Raw genomic sequence first — 24737 nt, 5'->3', positions numbered from 1 at the left:
GGCTTTCTTCTTTGGAGGTCGCGATGACGACCCGCTGTAGCCACGGGACTCGGCTGGAGGATCCGTGCTCAAACTGCCGAAAGGAAGGTATGGAGAAGGTCACCAAGGCTCACGCCGAAAAGGAAACGCTTTCCATCGAAGTGCTCATCCCTGCGCACGAAGAGAGAAAAGCCACGGCTCTATTCGAGCGCTCACGCAAGGAGTTGATCGAGCGCGAAGGCGGTCGCTGCTTTGTGTGCAACGGCACCGCAGAGGAATCGGGTCACCCCCTCGAAGCTCACCATCATCCCATAGAACGTTCACTGGCCGAGCTCATCGATTGGGAGCGGTTCAAGGCTGATGCGTTGGGAGGTATGTGGGGCGAAAAGATTCGTGCGTTTGACTGGGATAACTTCACCGACTGGACACAGTTTGTCGACGACATGACGGTCAACGGAATGCTTTTGTGTCGTAGTCACCATACAGCAAAGGATTCCGGAATTCATACTTTGCCTTTTCCTCTATGGGTAGCGCAAAAATATGCGAAGGAAGGATACAAATTTTCGGATTTTGAAACGATCCACCACTTCGAGACGGCCGTAAAATGAACGAGCCGCCAAGGTGCGTCAACACCAAGGCGGCTCTAACCACCATCCGATACTGGAGATCGAACGATGGCTGTGAAAAATCCTACCCCAATTGGGGAAAAATTCAACCGACTTACTGTTCTCGGGGATGCCCCGTATCACACCAGCAACAAGAACAGACGTGTATTCGCACGATGCGAATGCGGTACCGTCCGGGACTATGTTTTGTCCGAGGTACGCCTTGGCAAAACCAAATCTTGCGGTTGTATTCAACGTGAAGGTGAGTGCTATCGCACTCATGGCCACACCAAGGGTAGAAAATTCAGCCCCGAGTACCACTCCGGTCGTCAATGATGACGAGATGCGCGAACCCGAAATCATGGAAATACGCTGATTACGGTGGCCGTGGAATTGTCGTATGTGATCGCTGGTATTCATTCGAAAGTTTTCTTGCTGATATGGGGCGCGTCCGCGCGGAGCCACCCTTGAGCGCGAGGACGTTAACGGAAATTATGAGCCGGGAAATTGTACGTGGGCGACCCGGGAACGACAGTCGAACAACAAACGCACCAATACGATTCTTGAGTGTGATGGCCGCAAACAATCAATCGCTGATTGGGCGCGCGAATTTGGGTTGGCCTACAACACACTTTTCGCGCGCATCTATAGATTGAAGTGGCCCATTGATATCGCCTTGAAAACGCCGCCTAGAACACAGACTGGGCGATGAACGACAACCCCGCTTCGGCGGGGTTTTTTATTGTCTATTCATAGGAGCATTCATGAACCAGACGACGTCCCCGGCCGCTACCGGCACCACGGGCGCGGCCATCGCGTGCCTCGTCGCCGTCATCTCGACGGCGAACAACCATTTCGGCCTGAATCTGTCGGCACAGGACCAGGTATCGATCGCGGGCGGCATTGTGGTGGCTGCTCACTGGGTAGCAGAGCAGTACGCCGCTTACGTGGCCGCGAAGAAGCCGAAGGCATCGTGATCCGCGGCGTGCTGTTGTGCGTAGCCCTTTCCGGCTGCGCGGTTGTAGAGCATGTGCAGGTACTTCCCGTTGTAAATCCAGCTACCTACGACGTTTCATGCTGCGTCGCGTACGCAGAGGTCCCGCCGACCACGCAAGTCAGCGTGACGGTGAAGAAGAGCAACACCAGTTTTTCCATCAAGGCCGGCGCCCGCTGGCGTTTCTGAAGTCCTCAGCCGCTCTCGCGGCACATCCCAAGGAATCCATCATGAAGAAGCTGCTTCTCGCGGCAGGCGTTGCCGCGCTCACTTTCTTTGCAGGCTGCGCCAACACCGGCAGCACCACGACCGGCGACGTCACGCAAGCACAAATCACCCAGTTCGCCGCGACGGCGCAGGCGAAGATCGCCGCCGCGTGTACGGTCTTCCAGCCGACGCTGAACAGCGTGTCGCTGGTGCTGAACACCATTCCCGCGCTCGGCACCGTGACCAGCGATGTCGCGCTCGCGTGCGCTGCGAACTCCGCGCTCAACACGACGACCGTCTCGGACCTGATCAACACGGCGCTCCCGGCCGCGATTGCCGACGTGAACAGCTCATCGCTCAGCGCCAAGAACGGGATTGTCGCCGCGTTGATGGTGCTGCAATCGTCGCTGTCGGTGGCGCTGGCCGAATACAACCTGTCGGTCGCGACCGGCACGCCGACGTCGCTTAGCTCGGCGGTCGCGCCGCACGTGAGCGTGAAGCTGGTTTCGAAGGTCGCTGACTGATGAAGCCCATCCGCGTCGCTCTTAGTGGGTCCGGTTTCGCCTCCCGGCCCACCTCGGCGCACTTCAGGCGATCGCGGACGCAGGGTATGAGGTGGTCGAGCTGTCCGGCACGTCCGGCGGTTCGATCGTCGCCAGCCTGTACGCGAGCGGCATGTCGCTCGACGTTCTGCGCGAGCTATGCATGTCGCTTGATTGGTCGCCCATGATGAGCTTCTCGCCATGGGCACTCGTCGCGAGCCAGAGCCTCTGCTCGGGCAATACCCTGCTCCAGTACCTGCAGAAGCTCACGGACGGGAAGAAATTCTCGGATCTGTCGATCGAACTCAAGGTGATCGCATCGGATCTGCTGACCGAAAAGGAGTTCGTCTTCAGCCGGGCGGCGACGCCGGACGCTGAACTGGCGACCGCCGCGCGCGCGTCCGCGTCGATACCGCTTGTCTTTGCGCCAGTCGCGTTCGCAAACTCGCTGCTCGTCGACGGCGGTTGCTGCAACAACATGCCGGCCAGCGTCCTGACCATCGATGACGTGCCGCGTCTCGGGATCTACCTCGAGTCTGACGACGCGCCGCTCAAGCCTGGCAACTATGGCCTGCGCACGCTGGCGCCGCGGATCATTGACCTGTTGCTCGCCTCGAACGAGAGTTCGCACGTCGCGCTCGATACGAAGAACGGCGCCACGATCGTTCACGTGCTAACCGGCTTCGCTTCCAGCTTCGATCGCAACATGTCCGCCGCGACGCGACAGAAACTGTACGCCGTTGGCTACACGACGACGGCGACTGCGCTCGCAGCACTTCCCACGGTGGCCTCCGCATGATTGATCTCACATCGGTGCGCCTCGGCCGCAAACCCGCCGCAATCCCTTCGCGCGTCCCCCACCTTCTGAAAAGCATGATGGTGGCGCAGCCGAAACCAGCCGTGGACTGGATGACGGCGGTCAAATCGTGGAACAGCCTCGGTAATGACCGCTACGGCTGCTGCACGGCCGCCGCGGCGTTCCACATCGTACAGACGTGGTTCGCCAACAATGGCGTCGATTTTCAGCCTACGGAAGCGCAGACGCTCGCGCTTTACTCGGCCACGAGCGATTTCCCGAAAGAGGACGACGGCGCCGTGGAGACGCGCGTGCTGGCGTACTGGAGCGCGACCGGTATCCCGACACCTGATGGCACCGACACGATCGCGTTCTCGGCGCTGATGCCCACGAACCTGAATGAACTGAAACTCTCGATCGAGTACTTTGGCGCGGCCTACATCGGCATCAACCTGCCGATTTCAGCGCAGACTCAGGACGTGTGGGACGTGGCGCCGGGCGGCGCGGTGGGGGATGGCGCGCCAGGCAGTTGGGGCGGCCATGCGGTGCCATTGCTTGCCTACGACGAGACGGGTTTCACGTGCGTCTCGTGGGGCAAGCCGCTGAAGATGACGAACGCGTTCCTCAAGGCGTACTGCGAAGAGGCTTACGCGGTCCTCTCGCACCACTGGCTCGACGTCGCCGGCATCTCGCCGTCGAACATCGGCTGGCAGGAACTGATGGCCGACATGAAGGCCATCACCGCCTGATTAAGCATCCGGGAGCGCTTGCGCTCCCGCACCCCTCTTTTAGACAGCAGATTTCGGTTGCGCGTCAACCTCTTCCCATTCCGGCTTTCTAAGCAACTCCGCAGCCTCGCGCGTCAGCGTGTAGTGCAATGCGCCGCTTTTGATCTCGACTGCTTCAATCCAATTGACAGGCGGCCGCGGCGGCCAGACGTCAATGATCATCTCGAGCATCGCCTGCTTCGTCTCTTCGTTGTAGGCTGAGCCCTCAAATTGCATCAATCCGTCAAGAAGCGCTGAGCGGACATGCTCTCGATATTCTTCGTCGGTCATTACAGTCTCCGTTAGCAAGACTCAAGCTGCTCGTCTCAGTTACGTCAATGCCCATACTCAGCCTCAAACTGAGCGCAAGTCGTCACCAGCTTGCGCGCTCCAAGGTACGTAATCCAAAGTGCGCCGCAGCAATGCATGAAAGCCTCGTAGACATTCCGTCGAAGCTCTTCAAGATCGGTCGTCACGTGATCAACTAATTTGTGACAGATGACGATGCCGGTACAGCCAAACATTGGCAGCCCATACACCTCCAGCCGGTACACATCGTATTTCGGTTCCTTCACACACCCTCCTCGCCGGCTGTCACTGCGCCTCAAATTCTCACCTACCGGATCTTGCCCTTGATCCTGAAATTGCGATCTTCGTACCACCCTGCATCGCCCAGTTCGTCGGACCATATCGGATCGCTCGCTCCGGGGCGCAATGCACCCAGATAGCCATCGCTCGGCATCGTCTGGCCTGTGCGTTTGCAATAGCTCGCCGTGAGGGCGTACGCGCAGAAGTCTGCCTGGTAGATCGGCATGTTGCCATCTGCGGACATGATTGCGGAGCGCTCAAGAAACCATTCGTAGACGCTGTTCATGCGCCACGATAACACTGTATGCATATACAGTATTGGGAAATTTATGCGCCGCATATTTTGCGGTGAATAATCCCGCTATTCGCCGCATGTCGCTGAATTGGGAAATTCCAGTATTGTTTAATAAACCACGTAAGTATCTGATTGTGTTGGCATGCGTTTGTATCTTTTGACGCGTAACACAATCGCCGCAAATGGCCATAAGCATATGATTTTTATATACAAATCATGAAATATGTTACATGCAGGTAGGGCACGCGCGCCGGAATGGTCGCGACCGTGGTGCCGAAGCGCAGCGGCAAGCTCATTGTCAGCACCCAGTAGTCGTGGCGCTCGATATGGCCCGTGCCGTCGAGCGCAATCACGCGGTCCACGCCGTCGAGCGTCTCGAACAGGCGCGCGAGCGTGGGCGCGCAGGCGAGGCTCACGTGCGCCGCGCCCAAGGCTTTGAGCATGGGTACGTAGCGCACGAATTGCAGCGCGTCGCCGAGTCCCTGCTCGGGCCACACGAGCACCGACTTGCCCGCGAGCGGCTCGCCCTGCCACTGCGGATACGGCACCGGCGGCCGGGCCACGCCTTCCGCACCCATGGAAGGATCGTGCCGCGATTCGTAGAGCGGCCACGCGTTCGCATAGTCGCCGCGCGTGAGCAGCGGCAACGCGAGATTCGTGCGCGCGGCCGCGTAGTCGGGCCGCAGCGCGAGCGCGCGCTGGTAAGCGTCGATCGACGCCGCGATCTCGCCCATTTGCCAGAGCGCGTTGCCGAGATTGTTGTGGATTTCGGCGTGGCGGTCGTCGAGCGCGAGCGCGCGGCGGCACGCACGTTCGCTCTCGGGCAGGCGGTTCAGGTCCTTCAGCAGCAAGCCGAGATTGTTCCAGGCGGCGACGTGAGCGGGTTCGCGCGCGAGCACGTCGCGATACGCGGCCTCGGCCTCGGTCAGCCGGCCGAGCGCGCGCAGCACGGTGCCATGGTTGAGCCGCGCGCTGGTGTGATGCGGGTCGAGGATGAGCGCGTGCGCGAGTACGGCTTCGGCATCTTGCGGGCGGTTCGCGCGCAGCAGCGCGATACCGAGGTTCGCAAGCGTGGTGACGTGGCCGGGCTCGAGTGCACGCGCGCGTTCGAACGCGTGAACGGCCGCGGCAAACCGCTCGCACCGGAACAGCCACGCGGCGGCGTTGCGCTGGGCAGCAGCCGCGGTGTGCGGCCCGGCGATGCCGGCATGGATGCGCGTTGCCAGCTCGTGCGCCTCGGCCTGATCGGGCAACGCATTCAACACCGGGTCGAGCGTGGCGAGCGCCGCGGCGTGCTGGCCGGCGGCATACTGCGCGGCGGCCTCGCGCAGGCAGTTAGGGAGCGTGTGAGCGTGCATGGGAGAAGGCCGCGAACGGCGCCGGACGGCAGATTTGCGAAAGATCTGACATCCTAAAATTCGCCCGATGGCCGGAACATCGGAAAGATCTGAAAACACACGCCATCTCGCCCCGATCGCGGCCGATCGTTTTATCGCCGCGCCGCTTGCGATCGCCATCGCTTTACGGCGGCGACGCCGGTTCGGCCGCCTCGCCCGGCGCCATCGCCTTGACGAAATCGACGAACGCCCGCAACGGCGCGGGCAAGTGCCGCCGCCCCGGATAGTAGAGAAACGGCCCCGAAAACGGTGCGGGCCAGTCGTCGAACAAGGGCACGAGCGCGCCGCTTTCGATATGCGGCTGCAGCATCTCGTCGAACAGATGCACCACGCCCATGCCCTCCAGCGCCATGCGGATCAGCAGGTCGAGCGCCGCCGCGCCGGGCCGCACCACGAGCGTGGCGGGCGGATCGATCTGCACGTGCTCGCCGTCGCGCTCGAAATGCCAGAGCGGCAACGCGCCGCCCGCGAACTGCACGCGCAGGCACGCGTGCGAGAGCAGATCACGCGGATGCGCGGGCCGGCCGCGCGCCGCGAGATACGCGGGCGCCGCCGCCGTGGCGAACTTTTCCACGCGCGGCCCGATGGGAATCGCGATCATGTCCTGCTCGAGCCGTTCGTCGTAGCGAATGCCCGCGTCGCAGCCGATTTGCAGCACGTCGACGAAACCGTCCTCGACCACCACTTCCACGCGAATCTCGGGATAGGCGCGCTGAAACGGGGCGAGCACGCCCGGCAGGATCGTACGCGCGGCGCTCGCGGGCACGTTGAGCTTGAGCGTGCCCGCCGGCCGCTCGCGATAACCGTTCAGCACGTCGAGCGCCGCCGCCATTTCGCTGAACAGCGGCGCGATGGCGTCGAGCAGGCGCTGGCCCGCCTCGGTGGGCGCGACGCTGCGCGTGGTGCGGTTCAGGAGACGCAGGCCGAGCTTCGCCTCCAGCCGCCGCACGGCCGTGCTCAGACTCGACGCCGAAACGCTCGCCGCCCGCGCCGCGTCCCGGAAACCGCCCGCCCGCGCCACCGAGACAAAGGCGGCCAGGTCGTTCATGTCGGCCGGAATGTCGGCGGTCAACGTCGGTTCACTCGTTCGCTCATTGTTCATTTTTTTGCACAACCCGTTCATACAAAAGGGGATTATCGAACAATTCGAACGCGCCCATACTGCGGTCAGTCATTCACGCATCCACCGCCTTTCACCGAGGACATCGCCATGACCCAACGCACATCGACTGTTTCATCGACCTTCCCGTTCGCCGGCCGCGAGGTGAACCGCATGGGCTACGGCGCCATGCAGCTCGCCGGCCCCGGCGTGTTCGGGCCGCCGAAGGATCGCGCCGCCGCCGTCGCCGTGTTGCGCGAGGCCGTGGCACTCGGCATCAACCATATCGACACGAGCGATTTTTACGGCCCGCACGTGACCAACCAGATCATTCGCGAGGCGCTCCACCCGTATCCCGCCGGTCTCACGATCGTCACCAAGGTGGGCGCGAGGCGCGACGACAAGGGCGGCTGGCTGCCCGCGTTCGAACCCGACGACATCGAGCGCGCCGTGCACGACAATCTGCGCAACCTCGGCCTCGATTCGCTCGACGTCGTCAACCTGCGCATGATGGGCGACGTCCACGCGCCCAAGGACGGCCCGGTCGAGCCGCAAATCGAACGGCTCGCGGCGCTGCGCGAACGCGGGCTCGTGCGCCACGTCGGCCTCTCGAACGCCACGCTCGCGCAAGTTGCGGCGGCGCAGCGCATCGTGCCCATTGCGTGCGTGCAGAACCACTACAACCTCGTGCAACGCGCCGACGACGCGCTGATCGACGCGCTCGCCGCGCAAGGGATCGCCTATGTGCCGTTCTTCCCGCTCGGCGGTTTTTCGCCGATCCAGTCGTCGGCGCTTTCCACGCTCGCCGCGCGGCTTCAGGTCACGCCGATGCAACTCGCGCTTGCCTGGCTGCTGCGCCGCGCGCCGAACATCCTGCTGATTCCCGGCACCTCATCGGTGGCGCATTTGCGCGAAAACGTGGCCGCCGCGCAGCTCGATCTCACCGGCGACGTGCTCGCGGAACTCGACGCCATCGGCAAGCAAAACTAAGCGCCGTGGCACATCGCGCAGCGCGACGGATGCGGACTTACCCGCATCCGGAAACTTCGGCGCGGCCGGACGTGTCAGCATGAGGGCGTCGCCACACCGGCGACGCCCTTTTTTTGCTCATAGGAGACTTGCGATGGCCGATCTCGTCACGTGCCTGTGGTTCGATCAGGGCAAAGCGCGCGAAGCGGCGGAGTTCTATGCCGCGACGTTCCCCGATAGTCATGTCGACGCCGGGCACCCCTCGCCCATCGAAGGCATCGGCCAGGGCGACGATCTCACCGTGGAATTCACCGTGCTCGGACGCCGCTTCGTGGGCCTGAACGGCGGCGACAACTTCAAACCCAATGAAGCCGTGAGCTTCATGGTGCTCACCGACAGCCAGCAGGAAACCGACCGCTACTGGAACGCCGTGGTCGGCAACGGCGGTCAGGAGTCGGCGTGCGGCTGGTGCAAGGACCGCTGGGGCTTTTCGTGGCAAATCACGCCGCGCCGCCTGCTCGAACTCGTGAGCAGCGCCGATCAAGCGGTGGGCAAACGCGCGATGACCGCGATGATGACCATGCGCAAGATCGACATCGCGACCATCGAAACGGCGGCGGCGGGGTCATGAACCTGACGAACGCCGCCGGTCTGCGCGCGCTGTACCGCGACTATCTCGCGTGCCTGAACCGGCGCGACTGGGACGCGCTCGGGCAGTTCGTGAGCGACACGGTCGCGCACAACGCGCGGCCGTTCGGGCTCGCCGGGTATCGCGCGATGCTCGAAAACGACGTGCGCGAGATTCCCGACCTGCACTTCGAGATCGAACTGCTGAGCGTGGAGCCGCCGCTGCTCGCGAGCCGCCTGCGCTTCGACTGCACGCCGCGCGGCACGTTCTTCGGACTGCCGATCAACGGCCGGCGCGTGCGGTTCGCGGAGAACGTGTTCTATCGTTTCGAGAACGCGAAGATCGTGGAAGTCTGGTCGGTGATCGACACGGCCGCGATCGCCGCGCAGTTGCCTTAGCACACGCGGCGCGACCCTGCGCCGTGCCTTTTAGCGCGTCATGACCAGCACGGCTTCCACGCCGCCCGCCGCGCGATTGCGCAGCGCGAGCGTGCCGCCGTGCGCGCCGGCGATGCTGCGCGCGATCGTGAGACCGAGCCCCGCGCCCGAATCGTGCGCGGCGGCGTTCGTGCTCGCGCGATAGTACGGCTCGAACACTTTTTCGAGTTCGGCTGCGGGAATGCCGGGGCCGTCGTCGCGAATCGCAATGCGCAGCGTCTGGCCGTCGTCGTGCACGGCGATTCGCACCGTGCTGCCGTGGCGCAGCGCGTTGTCGAGCAGGTTCTGCAAGCAGCGCTTCAGATTGCGCGGATAGCCCGCCAGCGGCGCAGTCGCGCGGCCTTCCACCGTCACGTCGCGACCCGCTTCGCGCGCGTCGTCGGCGAGACTCTCGAGCAGGGAATCGACGTCGATGTCGTGGCGCGCCTCCGTGATTTCCACGCCGCGCACCGCGTCGAGCGTCGCGCCCACCATCGCTTCCATCTCGTCGAGATCGCCGCGCAGGCGTTCGCGCCACTCGGCGCTGGGCAGCATCTCGGTGCGCAGCCGCAGGCGTGTGAGCGGCGAGCGCAGGTCGTGCGAGACCGCCGCGAGAAACCGCGTGCGTTCGGCGATGCCGTCGAGCAACTGCTGCTGCATCGTATTGAGCGATTGCGCCGCGAGCCGCACTTCGGCGGGCCCGGAAACGTCGAGCGGCGGCCGGTGCAGATTGTGCCCGAGCGCGCGCGCCGCGCCCGCGAGCCGCTTGAGCGGGCGCACCGCGAAGCGCACGGCGAGCAGCGCGATCAGCAGCACGGCGGCGAAGCGCACGAGATAAATGCGCACGAGGTAATCGAGCACGAGTTCGCGCGGTTCCATCTGCAAACCGGCTTGCGTCTCGGTCGCGTGCACGTCGATCCACGTGCCGTCGCGCAGGCGCGCCTGCGCATGAAACACGCCGTACGGCATGCGCGAACTGAACAGACTGAGGATGCCGTCGCGCCGGCCGCCGCCGTCGTGTAGCTCCGCGTCGAGCACGCGCACTTCGACCGGCTCGTGCAGGCGGCGCGCCACGAGCGTCGCGATCAGGTCGCTCACCGCGTGCTGCGCGAGCGGCAGGTCGCGCGGCGGCGCGGGCGCGGCGATGGCGCGAAGCTGGAAGCGCTCGTCGTCGAGGGCCGCGAGGACGGCGCGTTGTGCCTCATCGCCTGCCCGGCCGTCATGGCTGCGTTCGAGCCAACGCACGGCGTCGGCGAGACGGCTCGCGAACAGGCGCGCCGGCATTTCGAGCGTGCGCGCGTCGTGCACCTGGAACCAGATCGTGCTCGTGAGCAGTTGGCCGCCGAACATGCCGATCACGAGAATCAGAACGAGCCGCCCGAACAGCGTGTCGGGCCAGAGGCGCAGCTTCATCGTCTAGCTTTCGTAGCGGACCTGCGCGGCCAGCAGATAGCCTTCGTTGCGCACGGTGCGGATGAGCCGCGGCGCGCGCGCCGGGTCGCCGAGCTGCTGACGCAAGCGGCTAATGCACACGTCGATGGCGCGGTCGAGCGGCGAGCGTTCCTTGCCGAACACCTGATCGAGCAGATATTCGCGCGAGAGCGGCCGGTTCGGATGATCGAGCAGCGTGCGCAGCGCACGGTAGTCGGAGCCGCCGAGCGACTTCACGAGCCCTTCGGGCGAGAGCATCTGCTTCATCTGCGTGTCGAGCCGCCAGCCGTCGAAGAGCACGGCCGCGTAGCGGTCGGGGCGCGCGCGCGTGGGCACATCCGGCGCGGCGTCTTGCGCGACGCCCGGCTGCGCGCGCGTGCGGCGCAGCACGACCTTGATCTTGGCGACCAGTTCGCGCGGGTCGAAGGGCTTGGGCAGATAGTCGTCGGCGCCCATTTCGAGGCCGATGATGCGGTCGAGCAGCGCGCCACGCGCGCTCAGGATGACGATAGGCGTGCCATGCTCGCGCGCCAGTTCGCGCGTGAGTTCGAGGCCGTCCTCGCCGTCGAGCATGAGGTCGAGCACGATCAAATCGACGCGCGAGGCCTGCATGACCTGGCGCATCTGCGCGCCGTTCGCGGCAGCGCTCGCCTCGTAGCCCATTTCGCGCAAATAGTCGCGCAGCAGTTGGCGAATGCTCGGATCGTCGTCGACGATCAGTATGTGGTCCATCGTTTTCGGGTTGCGGCGCGCGCGGGGAAACGCGCTACGGGCGTGCTGCGGGCACGCGGGGGAAAAAGCGGATCGTCGGGCAAAACGGGCTGGCGCGTCAATCGCCGCTGGCTCGACACGTGCAAGCGAAAGACACAGCCGCCGCACGGGCGTGGCACAAAAACCGCAACGTCACGCCGCCAACACATTCCATTACAAATCGGCCGTTCGCCAACACATCGCCATTACATCGCGCCGGTAAAGTGAGCGCCGTTAATAGCAATAGTTCTCATTTACGAGTATATCATGGCGATTTTCCGGCTTGCCGCGCGTGGCGCGATCATGGCGGCGGCGCTGGTGGGCGCGCTGCAGTGGCTCCCCGACGCGAGCGCGGCGACTTCCCCTTCCAACGCCGGCACCGCGGCAAGCGCCGTCACCGTCACGGATCTGGCCGGCCGCACCGTGCGGATTCCCGCCGCGCCGCATCGCATCCTGCTCGGCGAAAGCCGTCTGCTGACCGCCGTCGCGCTGCTGCAAGGCGCGCAACCGCTGGCCAATATCGTCGGCTGGCAAGGCGATTTGCCGCTGATGGACCCGCAAACCTACGACGCCTACGCGCAGCGCTTTCCCGACATCAAGCGCATTCCGCTGATCGGCAACGCCTCCGAAGACAGCATCAGCGCGGAGAAGGCGCTGAGCCTCAAACCCGACGTGGCGATCTTCAGCATCACGGGCGAAGGTCCGGGCCGCAACAACGCGCTCGTCAAGCAGCTCGAAGCCACCGGCACCACGGTCGTGTTCGTCGACTTCCGCGTGCATCCGCTCACCGACACGGTGCCGAGCATTCGCCTGCTCGGCCAGGTGCTGCATCGCGAGCCGCAAGCGAATGCGTATATCGCGTTCTATCAGCAGCATCTCGCGCGCGTGCAGCGCACCGTGGCCGCGATTCCGGCCGCGCAGCGTCCGAAAGTGTTCGTCGATCTGCTCGCGGGCGTGTGGGCCGGCGGCTGTTGCCACACGGCCGGAAACGGCAGCTTCGGCGATCTGGTCGACGCGGCGGGCGGCGTGAACATCGCCGCGAAGCTCGTGCCGGGCGCGCTCGGCGACGTGAGCATGGAACAGATCATCGCCTCGCAGCCCGACGTGTATATCGCCACCGGCAGCCACACGAAGCCCGGCTTCCCTTCGCTGCGCGTAGGCGCGCAAACGAGCGCACACGACGCCGAGGCGAGCCTCGCCGAACTCGTCGCGCGCCCCGGCTTCGACGCGATCAAGGCCATTCACGACGGCCGCGTGCACGGCGTCTCGCACAACTACTACGACTCGCCGTACAACATCGTCGCCGTGGAGGCGTTCGCGAAGTGGTTCTATCCGCAGCAGTTCAAGGACCTCGACGTGCGTGCGACGCAAGCGCAGCTGTATCGCCAGTTCCTCGCGGTGCCGCCGGACGGCGCGTACTGGGTGGACGCGCCGCTCGGCCAGCCGGTGCGCTGACAATGGCCGAAGTCACGCACGCGCGCGCCCCGCTCGCGCGCCCGCCCGAAGCCGCCGCCGACATCGCGCGCTACCGGCGGCTCACGCAACGGCGCGTCGCGTTGCTCGCGCTCACGGCGTTGCTGACGCTGGTTTCGCTCGCCTTCGACCTGCGCTCCGGGCCTTCGGGTTTGCCGATCGCCACGCTGCTGCGCACGGTGTTCGAGCACGGTTCCGTCGATACCGCGACGAACGTGATCGTGTGGCAGATCCGCCTGCCCTACGCGGTGATGGCGCTGCTCGTAGGCGCCTCGCTGGGCCTCGCGGGCGCGGAAATGCAGACGATCCTCGCCAACCCGCTCGCGAGCCCGTACACGCTGGGCGTTTCGGCGGCGGCGGCGTTCGGCGCGTCGCTCGCCATCGTGCTCGACGTCACGCTGCCCGGCGTTTCGCAAACGTGGCTCGTGTCGGCCAACGCCTTTCTGTTCGCGCTCGGCTGCGCGCTGCTGCTGGACGTGGTCGCGCGCTGGCGCGGCATGAGCACCACGGGCGTCGTGCTGATGGGCATCGCGCTCGTGTTCGCGTTCCATGCGCTGACCTCGCTGATGCAATTCGTTGCCGACGCCGACGCGCTGCAAGGCCTCGTGTTCTGGACGCTCGGTTCGCTCGCGCGCGCCGACTGGCCGAAGATCGGCGTGCTCGCGACCGCGTTCGCCGTGGCGCTGCCGCTCGCCATGCGCAACGCGTGGACGCTCACGGCACTGCGCCTGGGCGAGGACCGCGCGGCGAGTTTCGGCGTGGATGTGCGGCGCGTACGGCTCGGCACCCTCATGCGCGTCTCGGTGCTCTCGGGGCTCGCGGTGTCGTTCGTTGGCACCATCGGCTTCATCGGGCTGATCGCGCCGCATATCGCGCGTACCGTGTTCGGCGAGGACCACCGCTTCTATCTGCCGGGCAGCGCGCTCGCGGGCGCGTTGATGCTCTCGCTCGCGTCCATCGCCTCGAAGGTCATCGTGCCGGGCGTGCTGATTCCGGTGGGGATCGTCACCGCGCTGGTCGGCATTCCGCTCTTTCTCGGCATTGTCGTGCGCGCGCAGGGAGACCTGTGATGACGATGGCGACGAAAAGCGGCCTCGAGATTCAGGACTTGAGCGTGCGTTACGGACGCCGCGAGGTGCTCGCCGCGCTGAGCGCCGGCCCCCTGCCGCGCGGTGCGATCACGGCGCTGCTGGGGCCGAACGGCAGCGGCAAGTCCACCTTGCTGCGCGCGCTCGCGGGCTTGACGCGCGCGCAGCAAGGCGCGCTGTCGCTCGACGGCGAACCGCTCGCGCTCACGGCGGCGGGCGCGCGTTCGCACAGCGTGGTCTATCTGCCGCAAACGCTGCCCGCGGGCGTGCGCATGCAGGCGCTCGAATCGGTGCGCGTGGCGCTGCATGCCACGCGTTCGACCATCGGTTTGCACGGCGTACACAAACGCACCGACGACGTCGCCATCGCGCACGACGCGCTGCGGCGTCTTGGCATCGGCGAACTGGCCAGCCGCTCGCTCGACGAACTCTCGGGCGGCCAGCGTCAGCTCGTGGGCATCGCGCAGGCGCTCGTGCGCGATCCGCAGGTGCTGCTGCTCGACGAACCGCTTTCGGCGCTCGACCTCAATCATCAGTTTCACGTGATGCGCTCGCTCGCCGACATCACGCGCGAGCGCGGCATCGTCACCGTGGTCGTGCTGCACGACCTCAACGTCGCGCTGCGCGCCTGCGACCGCGCGATGCTACTGTCGGGCGGCCGCGTCGTCGCGTTCGGCACGCCCGCCAGCGTCATCACGCCCGCCACGCTCGAAAGCGTGTTCGGCGTGCGCGCGCGCATCGAGGCGTGTTCGCGCGGGCAGCATCAGGTCCTGATCGACGGACTCGCGGCCTGATCGGCGCCATTCGAATTCAAATAGCGAAACCAGGGAAATACGATGAAGTTGGCATGGCTTGCGGCGGGATGCGCCGCGCTTTTCAGCTGCGCGGCGCACGCGCAATCGAGCGTCACGCTGTACGGCATTGTCGACGCGGGGCTCTACTACACGAGCAACGCGGGCGGCCATAGCGCCTGGCAAGCGGGCAGCGGCGACGTGACCGGCAGCCACTGGGGCGTGAGTGGCCGCGAGGATCTGGGCGGCGGCACGCAAGCGATCTTCCAGCTCGAAAACGGCTTCAGCGTGATGAACGGCAGCTTGCGCCAGGGCGGCCGCCTGTTCGGCTTTCAGGCGTACGCGGGTCTCGCGAACGCGCGCTACGGCGCTCTCACGCTCGGCCGGCAATACGACTCCGTGGTCGATTACCTGGCACCGCTAAGCTTCACGGGTCATCATCCGGGCGGCAACAATCTCTCCGCGCATCCGTTCGACAACGACAACCTCAACAACTCGTTTCGCGTGAATAACGCGGTCAAGTACGCGAGCGCGCCCATTGCGGGTTTGCGCTTCGGCGCCCTGTACGGCTTTTCGAACGAAGCGGGCGGTTTCGACGACAACCGTGTCTACAGCGCAGGCGCCGCTTACGACATGGGACCGCTGAGTCTCGCCGCCGCGTATCTGCAGGCGAACAACGGCGGCAGCGCGAACACCGGCGGCGCGCTCACGCTCACGGAACGCACCTTCGTCGCGGCACGCCAGCGTGTGCTGGGCGCGGGCGCGGCGTATCGCGTCGGCGCAGCGAAATTCGGCGTGGTCTGGACCCGCACGCAACTGGACGGCCTCGCGACGATCAACGGCGCGAACAGCCTGGGTATCGCCATGAACGGCGCGGGCATGAACTTCAGCAACGTGGAAGTGAACGCCAGTTATCTCGTCACGCCCACGCTCGATCTTTCCGCCGAATACACGTACACGAGCGCGTCGATGTCAAACGCGGACGGCGCGCATCGGCCGAAATGGCACGAGGTGTCCGTGCAAGCCGACTACCTGCTGTCCAAACGCACCGATGCGTATGTCCAGGCAAGCTATCAACATCTGAATGCCGACAACTCGGGATTCACCGCCGATATCAGCGGACAAACGGCGGCCTCGGCGAATCAGCAGACCGTGGTCGCCGTGGGGATGCGGCACCGGTTTTAAGCGGCGACGCGTTGCGAAAAAGCTATTCGCGCTTATTCGTCCTTATTCGTCCTTATTCGTCCCTATTCGCTTTGATTCGCTTCGATTCGCGTTGATTCGATTTTATTCGCCCGATTGCGTGGCGTTGTTTGCCGGCGCGCCATAACCGCTCGTGGTGGCGCCCGCGCCGTTCTGATTTGCCATTTTCGTTTGCGCGAGACGGCGCTGCGCGGCTTGAACATCGGACGGATAGTCGATGTCGTTGGCGGTGGCCGGGTTGTAGCCCGCCTGTTCGATATCGATGAGCTGCTGACGCACCTCGGCGCGGGTCAACGGCCGGTCGTTGGTGGTTTGCGCGTACGAAACGGCAGGCACGGCGAGCGCCGCCACGGTGACCGCCGCCAGTTTGATGAGCGTGTTCATGTTCGCTAACTCCAGATCGTTTTCAAACGCGCGCATTCTCATGGAACACCGCGCGACGACTGAAGTGTAGGCAGTTAGCAGCACAACTAAAATCCACTCGCGAATAAGAGTTCGTTGCCGGAAATGCAAGGAGTTCGATAAGGCGTTGAAATCAAAGAGGGCGCTGTGTTGCCTCGTCACGCGAAACCGGTTTAAAACAGCGCGAATGAGGAATGCGTGCAGGATCGCGGCGGCGGCTGGCATAATTCACGTTCGCACGATGTGTCCTTTGGCCCTCTTTACCGCTCCACTGCAATGAATCTGCATACCTGGTGGCTGTTCCTCGTCACCGTTTTCGTCGTCTGTGCCATTCCCGGTCCCAACATGCTGCTCATCATGTCGCACGGCGCGCAATATGGTTTGCGCCGCACGGGCGCGACCATGGCGGGCTGCCTTTCCGCGCTCGTGCTGATGCTCGCGGTGTCCGCCGCCGGCCTCGGCGTGTTCCTGCAAGCGTGGCCCGCCATGTTCAACGCACTGCGCCTGATTGGCGCCGCCTATCTCGTGTATCTGGGCGTGAAGGCGTGGAGCGCGCGCGTGCCGGACGCGGCGGAAGTCGCGACCGAAGCCGCCGTGCGCGCGCCGGCGCGTTCGGTGTTCTCGCTGTATCGCAACGGCTTCTTCGTGGGCGGCAGCAACCCGAAGGCGATTCTGTTCGCGGCCGCGCTGTTGCCGCAGTTCATCGACGCGAGCCGCCCCGTGCTGCCGCAATTCGGCGTGCTCGTGGCGACCTTCGCCGTGTGCGAGGTGAGCTGGTATCTGGTCTATGCGGGTTTCGGCACGCGCATCGGCGTCACGCTCAAGAGCCGCCGCGTGGCGAAGGCGTTCAATCGCGCGACGGGCGGAGTATTCGTGGGATTTGGCGCGATGATGGCGTTGCTGAGGCAGTGATGCGGTGCGCTGGCCTACGCGTTCTGCCTTTTTTCCCCAACCGGGTTCTGACCGGGCCTCGTGCGCGAACGAATCTCGTCTGCGGGAGACGAGCGCCACGTCGGCCTCGTCCTTTAGCCGATCATAGACACGATCCAGGTCGCCTGGGGTGCCCGAGACGATGCTGGACTTGCACCGTCGCAGCGCGACTGCGGAGTCACGGCAATGAAGTTGACGAATCGCTGATTAAGGATCACGCATCAACTGTATTGCATTTCATTAAAGTGGCAACTTGATACGTTGTACACCGCCATTCGCCACCCGCTGTCCGCATTTCCTGGCACCCCGTTGCGGGCGTTCAGCTGCCTTTGAACAACTCCTGGATTCGCGCTGCCTCACCATTTTTCTGTGATCGCAGCAGGTCTTGATAGACCTCGTCGCGAGACTTTCCAGAAAGCCCGGCAGGCGCTCCGGACATCGATTTTCCGGCAAGATCCGGACCTTCCGACGTGTCCGCGCTGCCCTGCATTCCAGCCGCCGGATTCGTGCTCGTGTCCTGCGCATTGGCATGCCAGGCGCACGCGCAAAGTACGCCACCCGCGACGAGCAAAACTGTTCTCATGAGACTCTCCTTTGACCTGCGTTGCCGCGATGTCCGGCTGGAAAAGGACCGAAAAAGACCCGGACGATCGCCCTGACGAAAAACGGATGAGAGACCAGGGGAAGGAGGCGTAGCGACACGGTGATCGTTACGCATTGGCGCGACTGTCGTTTCCTGGCACGGTCATGTCGATTGTCGGTCGAGCGAGACGGCGTCGCTACCCACACAGGTAGTCAGGAAAACAAACCAGCATGTGGAAAGATGTAGGTGCGCGGACCCGGCCGGGACCTGCGCAACGCTACATTTGTGCGTAGGAGCCGGCACGACGGACTGCTATTCTGTCTGGATCACACGCCGCCTTCCCAGGCTGGCATTTTCCTGATTGAGCGTCCTCATGAGATCGTCAGGCCTCACGGTGCGCAAGTTCAAATCTGCGGCTCAGGAGCGCGCGTTCCGGCGAGACTATGCGCGACGGTTCTCGGGGCAGCGCCGGCTCGCCATTGCGATCTTCACCGCGCTGTGGTTCTTGTTTTGCTTCCGGGATTATTACCGGTTGAACCTACTCGACCCGGACCATCTGCACCACAACGAACTGATTTTCCTCAGAGTCGCCGCGGCAATCGGCATGACGATTCCCGTATTGATCTGGACCCCGCGCGCACTCGACGAGCGCTGGGCGGTCAGGTTGCTCACCCTCTGGACACTCAGTTGCTGGTTTGCGGCGCTGAGAATGCTGCAGTTCTATCCCGGCGACATCGGCTGGCGCGAAATCTACCCAGTACTGATGTTTTCCCTTTTCGTGATCTTCATGGCCTTTCGGCTTCGGGTGATCACGGCGGCGTGGCTGATCGGAATATGCGTCGTTAGTTATCTGGTCATGCTTTATTTCAAGCCGGTGGGAGGAAGCGTCGAATTGCGGGTGGAATCGGTAACGGCGCACGCGACGATGTTGCCCATGATGGCGCTCGTCGGTGTGTTGCTCAGCATTCCCCTTGAACGCGCGGCACGGCGCGAATTCCGCTACGGGCGCACGTTGCGCGCGGCCAAGGCCCGCGTCGAAGCGGCGTCACGGCAGATCAACGAACAGAATCTGCGCATGCAGGAACTCGTCAAGGAGAAAGAACGATTCTTTTCGTCCGCGTATCACGACATCCAGCAGCCGCTCGCCGCCATCAATCTCTTCATTCGAAGCGCGCGCACGAGAATCCTGACCGGCAACGCAGTCGATCGCGAACTCGACGTGATCGAGGAAACCGCATGCGACCTGCTCGACATGTTCAAAGACATTCAGGACTACAGTGAATTGGGCTCCTATGTTCCGCGCCTGGCGCCCGTGAATCTGCACGACGTGTTGAACGAAATCTTCGAGCAATACCGGGAAACCAGCCGCCTGCAAGGGATCGACTTCCGGATTGCCGCGAGGCAACGGCCAATCCAGGCCATCGAGACCGATCGCTCGCTGTTCAAGCGCGCTGTCGCCAACCTCGTGTCGAACGCCATCAAGAACACGTTGGCAGGCGGCGTCGTACTGGGCGGGGTGCGACTGGGCGAGCGCGTGCGCGTCGATGTGTGGGATACCGGGATCGGCATTGCACCCACTCACAGGGAGGCGATTTTTTCCGAGTACTACCAGATCAACAATCCCGGTCGGGACCGTTCCAAAGGTCTGGGCCTGGGGCTGTCGATCGTGCATCGTGTCGCCTCCATTCTGCCAGGGCACGCAATCCGTTTCGCCTCCGTGGAGGGGCGCGGATCGCGGTTTTCTCTCTATGCACCGGTTTCAGTGAACGCGTCTGCCGCTGGCGCGAGCGATCCCGGAGCCGATCTCGGCACGCCCGATCTCAGCGGGGCGTTCATTCTCTTGTGCGACGACGAGCCGATCGTCCTCGAAGGCCTGCTTCGCCTTCTCTCCAGCGCGGGTGCGCTCGTGCATGCCGCCGGGTCGATGGAGGGATTCGCAGCCATCCTCGCCGACGACAGCCGCATTCCCGATCTCATCGTCACCGATATCCGCTTACGTGACGGCGCCACGGGCAAGGACGTCGCTGACCTGATCCGGCGTCACTTCGCATGGGCGGGCGTGATTCCCGTGGCGTTCATCACTGGCGAGTTGCTGTCCGAACGTTTTCTTCAGGACTTCCCCGAACCGTTCATGCTGTTGCGCAAATCCTCCGCCCCCAAAGACCTGCTGGCCGACATCAGCTGTTACGTTGCGGCCCAGCGTAAGGCGACTCCCGACCTGGCGCAGGACTGAAAGCAGAAGGTAGGTCGAGCGTGATGCCCTTGTCGGCCAGCATCACGATGAGTTCCGTGCGGCGCCGCAAGTTGAAGTGCGCGAGCAGATGACTGATGTATTTGCGTACGGTGATGTCTTCGAGCCCCATCTTCGCGGCGATCGCTTTGGAAGGCAGCCCGCGCACGAGCCACGCGAGCGTCTCGAACTCGCGCGGCGTCAGTCCGAAGCTCGGGGTATTCCACGGCGCCTCGCGGCGTTCCGGCGGCGGAGTTCCTGACTCTTGCGCTCGCTTTTCATCGGCGTCGATCATGCGTCTTAGACCGGCAATGCTCGCCGCTGGCAGGAATACGCCGCCCGAGAGCACGGCGTGAATTGCCGCATGCAGCGCTTCCGGCGACGACGATTTCGGCACGTAGCCCATTGCCCTGAGTTCGAGGCATCGCACCACTGTTTCCAGTCTTTCGTCCGCCGATACGACCACCACCGGCACCGATGGCCGCGCGATTTTCAATTGAGCCAGCGCGTCGCATCCATGCCCATCGGGCAGTTCGAGATCGAGGAATACGATGTCCGGATGCTCGATGGTCGCGATTTTCACTCCGCCCAGCAACGTACTCGCATGAAGTAGCTCGACGTTAGGGAATAACGCTTTCACCAGCAGTGCGAGACCTGCCCTGAAAAGTTCGTGATCATCGACGAGCAGAACGCGCATCTCATCGTCTCCCGGCACACCCTGTGCCAGCGTAGCGATGCCATGCGCCGCAATCGGGCAATAAAATGGCCGCGCTATTCACGCATCGGACCATGTTACTCGCGGTTTCTCGTTGAAGTCGCCCTATGTTTCGTTATGCTCGGGGCGATTCATTCTTTTCCCGGAGCGTCGGGTTTTTTTAACGCCGATTGTTTGAGTTCTTTGCGCGGCTGGACGGTTCTGGACTTTGGCGCGTTTCGGCCTTCGCAATATCCGGCTGTCGAACCAGAAAGTCGCGGTAGGTCCGGTTCCGGATCCAGGACGGCGCGCGGCCGCGGCCGCTCCACGTCGCCCCGCTAACAGGATCCTGATACTTGATCTCGAGCGGCACGGTCTTATAGGTGCCTTTCCGGTCGACGCGTAGCTGGTTCGGCACGAGATTGAAGAAGTTCATTACCTCGCGAATATGTTCGATGGCGGCCTTCTGTTCCTGCTGCCAGGCAACCGAAATTCTTTCATCGAGTCGCGCGAGCTGCTGCTCCAATACCGCTACCTTGTCGTTCATGTTCCTTTCCGTTGGTACATGGGCTCGGTCGGCTATTGGACCCCTCAAGTTCGCGGCTGTCTGCGCGCCATCGCACCCCCACACGCAATTTCGCTGCCGCGCCGGAAACGCTGCTGAATACCCACTGCGACGGCAGGGCCTACGGCATCGCACACGTTTTCGCGCGACTGGAGCACGTGCCGCTCTCGTGCTGAACCGGGTTCCTCTGCACGACGCAATCGGCGACCAAGGGGCGATCAGGTCTCGACAGCGCGTATGAGCTTGTCGAGGAGACGATCGAGTTGTTCACGCTCCCGCACGCTCAACAGCTTCAGAACATCCTGCTCGTTGGCAATATGATGCGGCAGGATTTCGTCGATCAGGTCCGCCCCCTTCTGTGTCAGCCAAACCTCTACGCTGCGCCGGTCGGTTGCCGAAGGACGCCGTTCGATCAATCCCGATCGTTCGAGCCGATCGAGGCGGCTCGTCATCGCACCTGACGAAAGCATCAGCGCTTCGTACAGTTCGGTGGGCGTGAGCCGATACGGCTCGCCCGCGCGGCGCAACGCGGCGATTACGTCGAACTCTCCCGTCTGCAATCCGAATTGCGCCGCGAGCGGCATCAGCCGGGTGCGCTCGATCAGATGGCTCGCCTCCAGCAGGCGGCCGATCGTCGCCATGACGTTCGCGTCGATGTCCGGTCTTTCCTTGCGCCATTGATCCGCCGCGCGCTTCGCTCGCCCCATGGGTACCGCTCCTGTTCATTTTCTCGACGTCAAGATATCAGCTTGCATCGACGCTTGCACCGACTTTATAACCAGGCTAGTTTACTCGACATCAAGATACTTTACGTCGAAATATATGGACCATCGAAAATCCGCAACGGCAGCACCCGTTCTCACGATCGCGATCATCGCGTTGGCCTTGAATTTGCGCCCGACGATGGCGGGTGTCGGACCTCTGCTCGACGGCATCATGGCCACCACCGGACTCGATCACGCGGGCGCCGGCATGCTCACCGCCTTTCCGGTGGGCGTCATGGGAGTAGGCGCTCTGCTCAGCGCGCCGTTGCAAAGACGCGCGGACGCCCGCGCCCTGGTAGGACTCGGCATCGCGCTGATTGCGCTAGCGTGCGCGACCCGCGCCTTTGCCCATGGTGCAGCGGCCATGCTGGTTACGGCCTTGCTGGCCGGCGCGGGCATTGCGTTGATCCAGGCTTTGATGCCCGCGTTTATCAAACGCAACTACGGCGTGCGCGCAGACGCCATGATGGGCATGTACACGACCGCCATCATGGGCGGCGCAGCCGCGGCCGCCGCGCTTGCCGCTCCGCTCGCGCAGGTCGGCGGCTGGCCCGGCGCACTGGCCGTATGGGCGCTACCCGCGTTATTCGCATGGGCGCTCTGGCTCGTGGCTGCGGGTCCTCGCGCGCGGCAAAGTCCTCCGCCAGTGCATGCAGCACGCGTCCCGGCGGCGCGCTCCCCGGTCTGGCGCCTGAGGCGCGCATGGGAGTTGATGCTGTTCTTCGGCGTGGGTACAGGCGCCTATACGCTCGTGCTCGCATGGCTGCCGCCTTTTTACACGCAATTGGGCTGGAGCCACGCGCAGGCCGGTTATCTCCTCGCGGGCGTCACCGTTGCCGAAGTCGCCGCCGGGCTCGCCGTTTCGGCCTCGATCGTTCGCATGCCCGATCGGCGCATGCCTTTGCTCGTCGCGCTCGCGCTTCTGATCGGTGGCCTCGGCTGCCTGCTGAGCGCACCCCTCGCGCTCGCCGCCCTCGCGTGCCTGCTGCTCGGTCTGGGGATCGGCGCCCTGTTTCCTCTTTCGCTGATCGTCGCGCTCGACCATAGCGACAACCCGGCGCGAGCCGGAGAACTGCTGGCTTTCGTCCAGGGCGGCGGTTATCTGATCGCGAGTCTCATGCCGCTCGTGGCTGGCGCGTTACGCGATCATCTGGCGGATCTCACAGCGGCATGGGCGATCATGCTGGCAGGCGCGCTTGGGCTTTGTCTGCTCTGTACACGCTTTTCCCCGCGCTCGTATGCACGTGCTTTCGCACCTCAACGCTGATACCAGGCACCCAGAGCGGCTTACCCGGCCGCTCACATTGCGAGCGCTGCAATCGTCGCTATCCGGCGGTACGAAACCACCCTACTGCGCAACCTTTCTTTGCGCCATGTACGCCAGATAAGCCACGATCAGATCGATCTCGCGATCGCTCAACTCGTCTTGCGCGAAGGCCGGCATGGAGCGCCCGGCCCAGTCGCGAACCGAGGCCGGATTGCGGATATAGCGGTGCAACGCGGCGGGCTGGAAATACTCGACCGGGTTCATCGGCACATTGAGATCCGGGCCGAAATTGGCACTGCCCGCGTGATTGAGCCGGTGGCAGGTAAAGCACTGTGTGATGAACAGGCTTTGGCCAGCGCGAACCGGGTCGGTTGCCGGCAGCGCGGAATCGACAGCAAGCGCCGGCCAGCGTTTCGCGGGCGAAGGTTGGGTAGCAAGCTTCGAAAGCTGATACGGCCATTGTTCGCTACGCACCGATGACGCCTCTTTCCCGATCCAGACCAGATAGAACGGTCCCGCGCTGACCGGCTTGCCCGGCAGTTTCGGCCAAGGCTTCGCGCTATCCTCGACCGCGAGCCATGCAACGGCAGTGGCCGGGTCGCGGTTGCGCACCAGGTCCATCGGGAGTTGCGCCGCAAAACCGTCGAGCGCGCGTGCCTCAAGCACGCTGTCGGCGGGCAACGATTCACCTTCGATAAGGTCGGCCAGCGGCACCGCCCGGTAGGTCGACGCCGTGCCGTATGCGACATCGCGGGCAACGGTGACGTCGGCCGCGTCCTTGCGAGCCAGCAACGCTGCCTGGCTGAACGACTGCGTCTTCCCACCGATAGTCATTTCAAGCGCGGACTGCGCGAAGGCGTCGTGCACGACCAGAACGAGTGTCAGCAGCACAACCGGGACCATTATGCGTTTTGGCATGTGACCTCCCTGAAAGCAGGAGTGCCGGTGTCGTCCGTTGCCGATAATTCGATCCCGCCGGTTCCAACAGGCAATGCTTCGGCTTCGTCAGCAAACGAACAAGTCCAATCGGATGATGCAGAGCCCGTCATTTTCAGAGGTTTTGAGCAAGAGGTCTTCGAGCGCCGCGAAAACGGATTTCCAGTCACCGGGGAATCCACTCCCATCATTCATGATAGAACCCGTAGCCATTGATGGCCGTGAGGATTGCGTATCTCTCATGATCGCGACACCAGTATTCAGTCGAGCGCGCTACGTTAATCACCAGGATTGTACGGTCGGCGCGTGATGGGACGCAAACCGGAGAGGTCGCACTCCAACGCCCAT

Annotated in this window: 28 protein-coding genes; 15 read left to right on the top strand and 13 right to left on the bottom strand. The window is 63.8% G+C overall.

The window, feature by feature from the left end; translation table 11 throughout:
• Nucleotides 1–89 precede the first annotated feature (89 nt).
• The 5 genes from FAZ98_RS31090 (at nt 90) to FAZ98_RS31070 (ending at nt 3872) form a co-directional block, all read left to right on the top strand.
• Nucleotides 90–587, top strand: coding sequence for a hypothetical protein (locus tag FAZ98_RS31090; protein ID WP_158957491.1), 498 nt, complete (start codon nt 90–92; stop codon nt 585–587).
• Between the two features lie 761 nt (nt 588–1348).
• Nucleotides 1349–1561 carry a hypothetical protein gene (locus tag FAZ98_RS31085; RefSeq protein ID WP_158957489.1) on the top strand — a complete coding sequence of 71 codons (213 nt, stop codon included), beginning with the start codon at nt 1349–1351 and terminating at the stop codon, nt 1559–1561.
• A gap of 247 nt (nt 1562–1808) precedes the next feature.
• A complete protein-coding gene (locus FAZ98_RS31080) occupies nt 1809–2309 on the top strand; it encodes a hypothetical protein (RefSeq protein ID WP_158957487.1) in 501 nt (166 codons plus the stop codon).
• A gap of 91 nt (nt 2310–2400) precedes the next feature.
• Nucleotides 2401–3126 carry a patatin-like phospholipase family protein gene (locus FAZ98_RS31075; RefSeq protein ID WP_233273024.1) on the top strand — a complete coding sequence of 242 codons (726 nt, stop codon included), beginning with the start codon at nt 2401–2403 and terminating at the stop codon, nt 3124–3126.
• Nucleotides 3127–3140: 14 nt separating this feature from the next.
• On the top strand, nt 3141–3872 hold the full coding sequence (locus FAZ98_RS31070; protein WP_158957485.1) for a hypothetical protein: 732 nt from the start codon (nt 3141–3143) through the stop codon (nt 3870–3872).
• 39 nt (nt 3873–3911) lie between these two features.
• Here FAZ98_RS31070 and FAZ98_RS31065 read toward each other — a convergent pair whose 3' ends face one another.
• The 5 genes from FAZ98_RS31065 to FAZ98_RS31045 form a co-directional block, all read right to left on the bottom strand.
• A complete protein-coding gene (locus FAZ98_RS31065; RefSeq protein WP_158957483.1) occupies nt 3912–4181 on the bottom strand; it encodes a hypothetical protein in 270 nt (89 codons plus the stop codon).
• Nucleotides 4182–4225: 44 nt separating this feature from the next.
• Nucleotides 4226–4465: a hypothetical protein gene (locus FAZ98_RS31060; protein ID WP_158957481.1), complete on the bottom strand. Its 240-nt coding sequence runs from the start codon at nt 4463–4465 to the stop codon at nt 4226–4228.
• Nucleotides 4466–4506: 41 nt separating this feature from the next.
• The gene (locus tag FAZ98_RS31055; RefSeq protein ID WP_158957479.1) at nt 4507–4764 is read right to left on the bottom strand and encodes a hypothetical protein; all 258 of its coding nucleotides are present in this window, start codon (nt 4762–4764) and stop codon (nt 4507–4509) included.
• A gap of 212 nt (nt 4765–4976) precedes the next feature.
• Nucleotides 4977–6131: a tetratricopeptide repeat protein gene (locus FAZ98_RS31050; RefSeq protein ID WP_158957477.1), complete on the bottom strand. Its 1155-nt coding sequence runs from the start codon at nt 6129–6131 to the stop codon at nt 4977–4979.
• Nucleotides 6132–6294: 163 nt separating this feature from the next.
• Entirely contained in the window at nt 6295–7218 is a 924-nt protein-coding gene (locus tag FAZ98_RS31045; RefSeq protein ID WP_233273032.1) for a LysR substrate-binding domain-containing protein, read from the bottom strand.
• A 162-nt stretch (nt 7219–7380) separates the two neighbouring features.
• Between FAZ98_RS31045 and FAZ98_RS31040 the strand changes: the two genes are divergently transcribed.
• From FAZ98_RS31040 to FAZ98_RS31030, 3 genes are all read left to right on the top strand, one after another.
• Nucleotides 7381–8259, top strand: coding sequence for an aldo/keto reductase family oxidoreductase (locus tag FAZ98_RS31040; RefSeq protein WP_158957472.1), 879 nt, complete (start codon nt 7381–7383; stop codon nt 8257–8259).
• Nucleotides 8260–8392: 133 nt separating this feature from the next.
• Nucleotides 8393–8869, top strand: coding sequence for a VOC family protein (locus FAZ98_RS31035; RefSeq protein WP_158957470.1), 477 nt, complete (start codon nt 8393–8395; stop codon nt 8867–8869).
• The gene (locus FAZ98_RS31030; protein WP_158957468.1) at nt 8866–9264 is read left to right on the top strand and encodes an ester cyclase; all 399 of its coding nucleotides are present in this window, start codon (nt 8866–8868) and stop codon (nt 9262–9264) included. The genes FAZ98_RS31035 and FAZ98_RS31030 overlap by 4 nt, the downstream gene beginning before the upstream one ends.
• 30 nt (nt 9265–9294) lie before the next feature.
• On the opposite strand, the gene FAZ98_RS31025 is transcribed toward FAZ98_RS31030, so the two are convergent.
• Both FAZ98_RS31025 and FAZ98_RS31020 read right to left on the bottom strand, forming a co-directional pair.
• Nucleotides 9295–10695, bottom strand: coding sequence for an ATP-binding protein (locus FAZ98_RS31025; protein WP_158957466.1), 1401 nt, complete (start codon nt 10693–10695; stop codon nt 9295–9297).
• 3 nt (nt 10696–10698) lie between these two features.
• Complete coding sequence (locus FAZ98_RS31020; protein ID WP_158957464.1) at nt 10699–11445, bottom strand: response regulator; 747 nt, start codon at nt 11443–11445, stop codon at nt 10699–10701.
• A gap of 285 nt (nt 11446–11730) precedes the next feature.
• Between FAZ98_RS31020 and FAZ98_RS31015 the strand changes: the two genes are divergently transcribed.
• The 4 genes from FAZ98_RS31015 to FAZ98_RS31000 are packed head-to-tail and all read left to right on the top strand — an operon-like array spanning nt 11731 to nt 16000.
• Entirely contained in the window at nt 11731–12918 is a 1188-nt protein-coding gene (locus FAZ98_RS31015) for an ABC transporter substrate-binding protein (RefSeq protein WP_158957462.1), read from the top strand.
• Nucleotides 12919–12920: 2 nt separating this feature from the next.
• Nucleotides 12921–14006: a FecCD family ABC transporter permease gene (locus FAZ98_RS31010; protein ID WP_158957460.1), complete on the top strand. Its 1086-nt coding sequence runs from the start codon at nt 12921–12923 to the stop codon at nt 14004–14006.
• Nucleotides 14007–14011: 5 nt separating this feature from the next.
• Complete coding sequence (locus tag FAZ98_RS31005; protein ID WP_158958641.1) at nt 14012–14818, top strand: ABC transporter ATP-binding protein; 807 nt, start codon at nt 14012–14014, stop codon at nt 14816–14818.
• Nucleotides 14819–14860: 42 nt separating this feature from the next.
• Nucleotides 14861–16000, top strand: a complete 1140-nt coding sequence (locus FAZ98_RS31000; RefSeq protein ID WP_158957458.1) for a porin — start codon at nt 14861–14863, stop codon at nt 15998–16000.
• A 102-nt stretch (nt 16001–16102) separates the two neighbouring features.
• Here the strand turns inward: FAZ98_RS31000 and FAZ98_RS36115 are convergent, their stop codons facing one another.
• Nucleotides 16103–16645, bottom strand: a complete 543-nt coding sequence (locus tag FAZ98_RS36115) for a DUF4148 domain-containing protein (protein WP_325073087.1) — start codon at nt 16643–16645, stop codon at nt 16103–16105.
• A gap of 51 nt (nt 16646–16696) precedes the next feature.
• Here FAZ98_RS36115 and FAZ98_RS30990 point away from each other — a divergent pair, with 51 nt between their 5' ends.
• Entirely contained in the window at nt 16697–17332 is a 636-nt protein-coding gene (locus tag FAZ98_RS30990; protein WP_158957456.1) for a LysE family translocator, read from the top strand.
• A 337-nt stretch (nt 17333–17669) separates the two neighbouring features.
• Here FAZ98_RS30990 and FAZ98_RS30985 read toward each other — a convergent pair whose 3' ends face one another.
• Nucleotides 17670–17933, bottom strand: a complete 264-nt coding sequence (locus FAZ98_RS30985) for a hypothetical protein (RefSeq protein WP_158957454.1) — start codon at nt 17931–17933, stop codon at nt 17670–17672.
• 373 nt (nt 17934–18306) lie between these two features.
• On the opposite strand from FAZ98_RS30985, the gene FAZ98_RS30980 reads away from it, so the two are divergent.
• The gene (locus FAZ98_RS30980) at nt 18307–20166 is read left to right on the top strand and encodes a hybrid sensor histidine kinase/response regulator (RefSeq protein WP_158957452.1); all 1860 of its coding nucleotides are present in this window, start codon (nt 18307–18309) and stop codon (nt 20164–20166) included.
• Here FAZ98_RS30980 and FAZ98_RS30975 read toward each other — a convergent pair.
• The 3 genes from FAZ98_RS30975 to FAZ98_RS30965 form a co-directional block, all read right to left on the bottom strand.
• Nucleotides 20111–20860, bottom strand: coding sequence for a response regulator (locus tag FAZ98_RS30975; protein ID WP_158957450.1), 750 nt, complete (start codon nt 20858–20860; stop codon nt 20111–20113). The genes FAZ98_RS30980 and FAZ98_RS30975 overlap by 56 nt on opposite strands.
• A gap of 178 nt (nt 20861–21038) precedes the next feature.
• Nucleotides 21039–21404 (bottom strand): H-NS histone family protein, encoded by a 366-nt coding sequence (locus FAZ98_RS30970; RefSeq protein ID WP_158957448.1) that lies wholly within the window; start codon nt 21402–21404, stop codon nt 21039–21041.
• Nucleotides 21405–21640: 236 nt separating this feature from the next.
• The gene (locus tag FAZ98_RS30965) at nt 21641–22129 is read right to left on the bottom strand and encodes a MarR family winged helix-turn-helix transcriptional regulator (RefSeq protein WP_158957446.1); all 489 of its coding nucleotides are present in this window, start codon (nt 22127–22129) and stop codon (nt 21641–21643) included.
• Between the two features lie 115 nt (nt 22130–22244).
• On the opposite strand from FAZ98_RS30965, the gene FAZ98_RS30960 reads away from it, so the two are divergent.
• Complete coding sequence (locus FAZ98_RS30960; protein WP_158958637.1) at nt 22245–23453, top strand: MFS transporter; 1209 nt, start codon at nt 22245–22247, stop codon at nt 23451–23453.
• Between the two features lie 81 nt (nt 23454–23534).
• Here the strand turns inward: FAZ98_RS30960 and FAZ98_RS30955 are convergent, their stop codons facing one another.
• Nucleotides 23535–24371 carry a c-type cytochrome gene (locus FAZ98_RS30955; protein ID WP_158957444.1) on the bottom strand — a complete coding sequence of 279 codons (837 nt, stop codon included), beginning with the start codon at nt 24369–24371 and terminating at the stop codon, nt 23535–23537.
• Nucleotides 24372–24737: the final 366 nt, after the last annotated feature.

Source organism: Paraburkholderia acidisoli, from assembly GCF_009789675.1.
In the GTDB taxonomy this organism is placed as follows: Bacteria; Pseudomonadota; Gammaproteobacteria; order Burkholderiales; family Burkholderiaceae; genus Paraburkholderia; species Paraburkholderia acidisoli.
Note: the sequence above shows the minus strand (reverse complement) of the source record. Positions and strands in the feature narration are given on the sequence as shown.

What these genes read in the sequence shown, in the direction of transcription:
- FAZ98_RS30980 (WP_158957452.1), top strand. Translation starts at nt 18,307, where the DNA reads ATGAGATCGTCAGGCCTCACGGTGCGCAAGTTCAAATCTGCGGCTCAG.
- FAZ98_RS31040 (WP_158957472.1), top strand. Translation starts at nt 7,381, where the DNA reads ATGACCCAACGCACATCGACTGTTTCATCGACCTTCCCGTTCGCCGGC.
- FAZ98_RS30970 (WP_158957448.1), bottom strand. Translation starts at nt 21,404, where the DNA reads ATGAACGACAAGGTAGCGGTATTGGAGCAGCAGCTCGCGCGACTCGAT.
- FAZ98_RS30985 (WP_158957454.1), bottom strand. Translation starts at nt 17,933, where the DNA reads ATGAGAACAGTTTTGCTCGTCGCGGGTGGCGTACTTTGCGCGTGCGCC.
- FAZ98_RS30975 (WP_158957450.1), bottom strand. Translation starts at nt 20,860, where the DNA reads ATGCGCGTTCTGCTCGTCGATGATCACGAACTTTTCAGGGCAGGTCTC.
- FAZ98_RS31085 (WP_158957489.1), top strand. Translation starts at nt 1,349, where the DNA reads ATGAACCAGACGACGTCCCCGGCCGCTACCGGCACCACGGGCGCGGCC.
- FAZ98_RS31030 (WP_158957468.1), top strand. Translation starts at nt 8,866, where the DNA reads ATGAACCTGACGAACGCCGCCGGTCTGCGCGCGCTGTACCGCGACTAT.
- FAZ98_RS31000 (WP_158957458.1), top strand. Translation starts at nt 14,861, where the DNA reads ATGAAGTTGGCATGGCTTGCGGCGGGATGCGCCGCGCTTTTCAGCTGC.
- FAZ98_RS31035 (WP_158957470.1), top strand. Translation starts at nt 8,393, where the DNA reads ATGGCCGATCTCGTCACGTGCCTGTGGTTCGATCAGGGCAAAGCGCGC.
- FAZ98_RS30965 (WP_158957446.1), bottom strand. Translation starts at nt 22,129, where the DNA reads ATGGGGCGAGCGAAGCGCGCGGCGGATCAATGGCGCAAGGAAAGACCG.
- FAZ98_RS31080 (WP_158957487.1), top strand. Translation starts at nt 1,809, where the DNA reads ATGAAGAAGCTGCTTCTCGCGGCAGGCGTTGCCGCGCTCACTTTCTTT.
- FAZ98_RS36115 (WP_325073087.1), bottom strand. Translation starts at nt 16,645, where the DNA reads ATGCCAGCCGCCGCCGCGATCCTGCACGCATTCCTCATTCGCGCTGTT.
- FAZ98_RS31045 (WP_233273032.1), bottom strand. Translation starts at nt 7,218, where the DNA reads ATGAACGACCTGGCCGCCTTTGTCTCGGTGGCGCGGGCGGGCGGTTTC.
- FAZ98_RS31005 (WP_158958641.1), top strand. Translation starts at nt 14,012, where the DNA reads ATGGCGACGAAAAGCGGCCTCGAGATTCAGGACTTGAGCGTGCGTTAC.
- FAZ98_RS31055 (WP_158957479.1), bottom strand. Translation starts at nt 4,764, where the DNA reads ATGAACAGCGTCTACGAATGGTTTCTTGAGCGCTCCGCAATCATGTCC.
- FAZ98_RS31025 (WP_158957466.1), bottom strand. Translation starts at nt 10,695, where the DNA reads ATGAAGCTGCGCCTCTGGCCCGACACGCTGTTCGGGCGGCTCGTTCTG.
- FAZ98_RS31015 (WP_158957462.1), top strand. Translation starts at nt 11,731, where the DNA reads ATGGCGATTTTCCGGCTTGCCGCGCGTGGCGCGATCATGGCGGCGGCG.
- FAZ98_RS30955 (WP_158957444.1), bottom strand. Translation starts at nt 24,371, where the DNA reads ATGCCAAAACGCATAATGGTCCCGGTTGTGCTGCTGACACTCGTTCTG.
- FAZ98_RS31050 (WP_158957477.1), bottom strand. Translation starts at nt 6,131, where the DNA reads ATGCACGCTCACACGCTCCCTAACTGCCTGCGCGAGGCCGCCGCGCAG.
- FAZ98_RS31065 (WP_158957483.1), bottom strand. Translation starts at nt 4,181, where the DNA reads ATGACCGACGAAGAATATCGAGAGCATGTCCGCTCAGCGCTTCTTGAC.
- FAZ98_RS31010 (WP_158957460.1), top strand. Translation starts at nt 12,921, where the DNA reads ATGGCCGAAGTCACGCACGCGCGCGCCCCGCTCGCGCGCCCGCCCGAA.
- FAZ98_RS30990 (WP_158957456.1), top strand. Translation starts at nt 16,697, where the DNA reads ATGAATCTGCATACCTGGTGGCTGTTCCTCGTCACCGTTTTCGTCGTC.
- FAZ98_RS30960 (WP_158958637.1), top strand. Translation starts at nt 22,245, where the DNA reads ATGGACCATCGAAAATCCGCAACGGCAGCACCCGTTCTCACGATCGCG.
- FAZ98_RS31020 (WP_158957464.1), bottom strand. Translation starts at nt 11,445, where the DNA reads ATGGACCACATACTGATCGTCGACGACGATCCGAGCATTCGCCAACTG.
- FAZ98_RS31090 (WP_158957491.1), top strand. Translation starts at nt 90, where the DNA reads ATGGAGAAGGTCACCAAGGCTCACGCCGAAAAGGAAACGCTTTCCATC.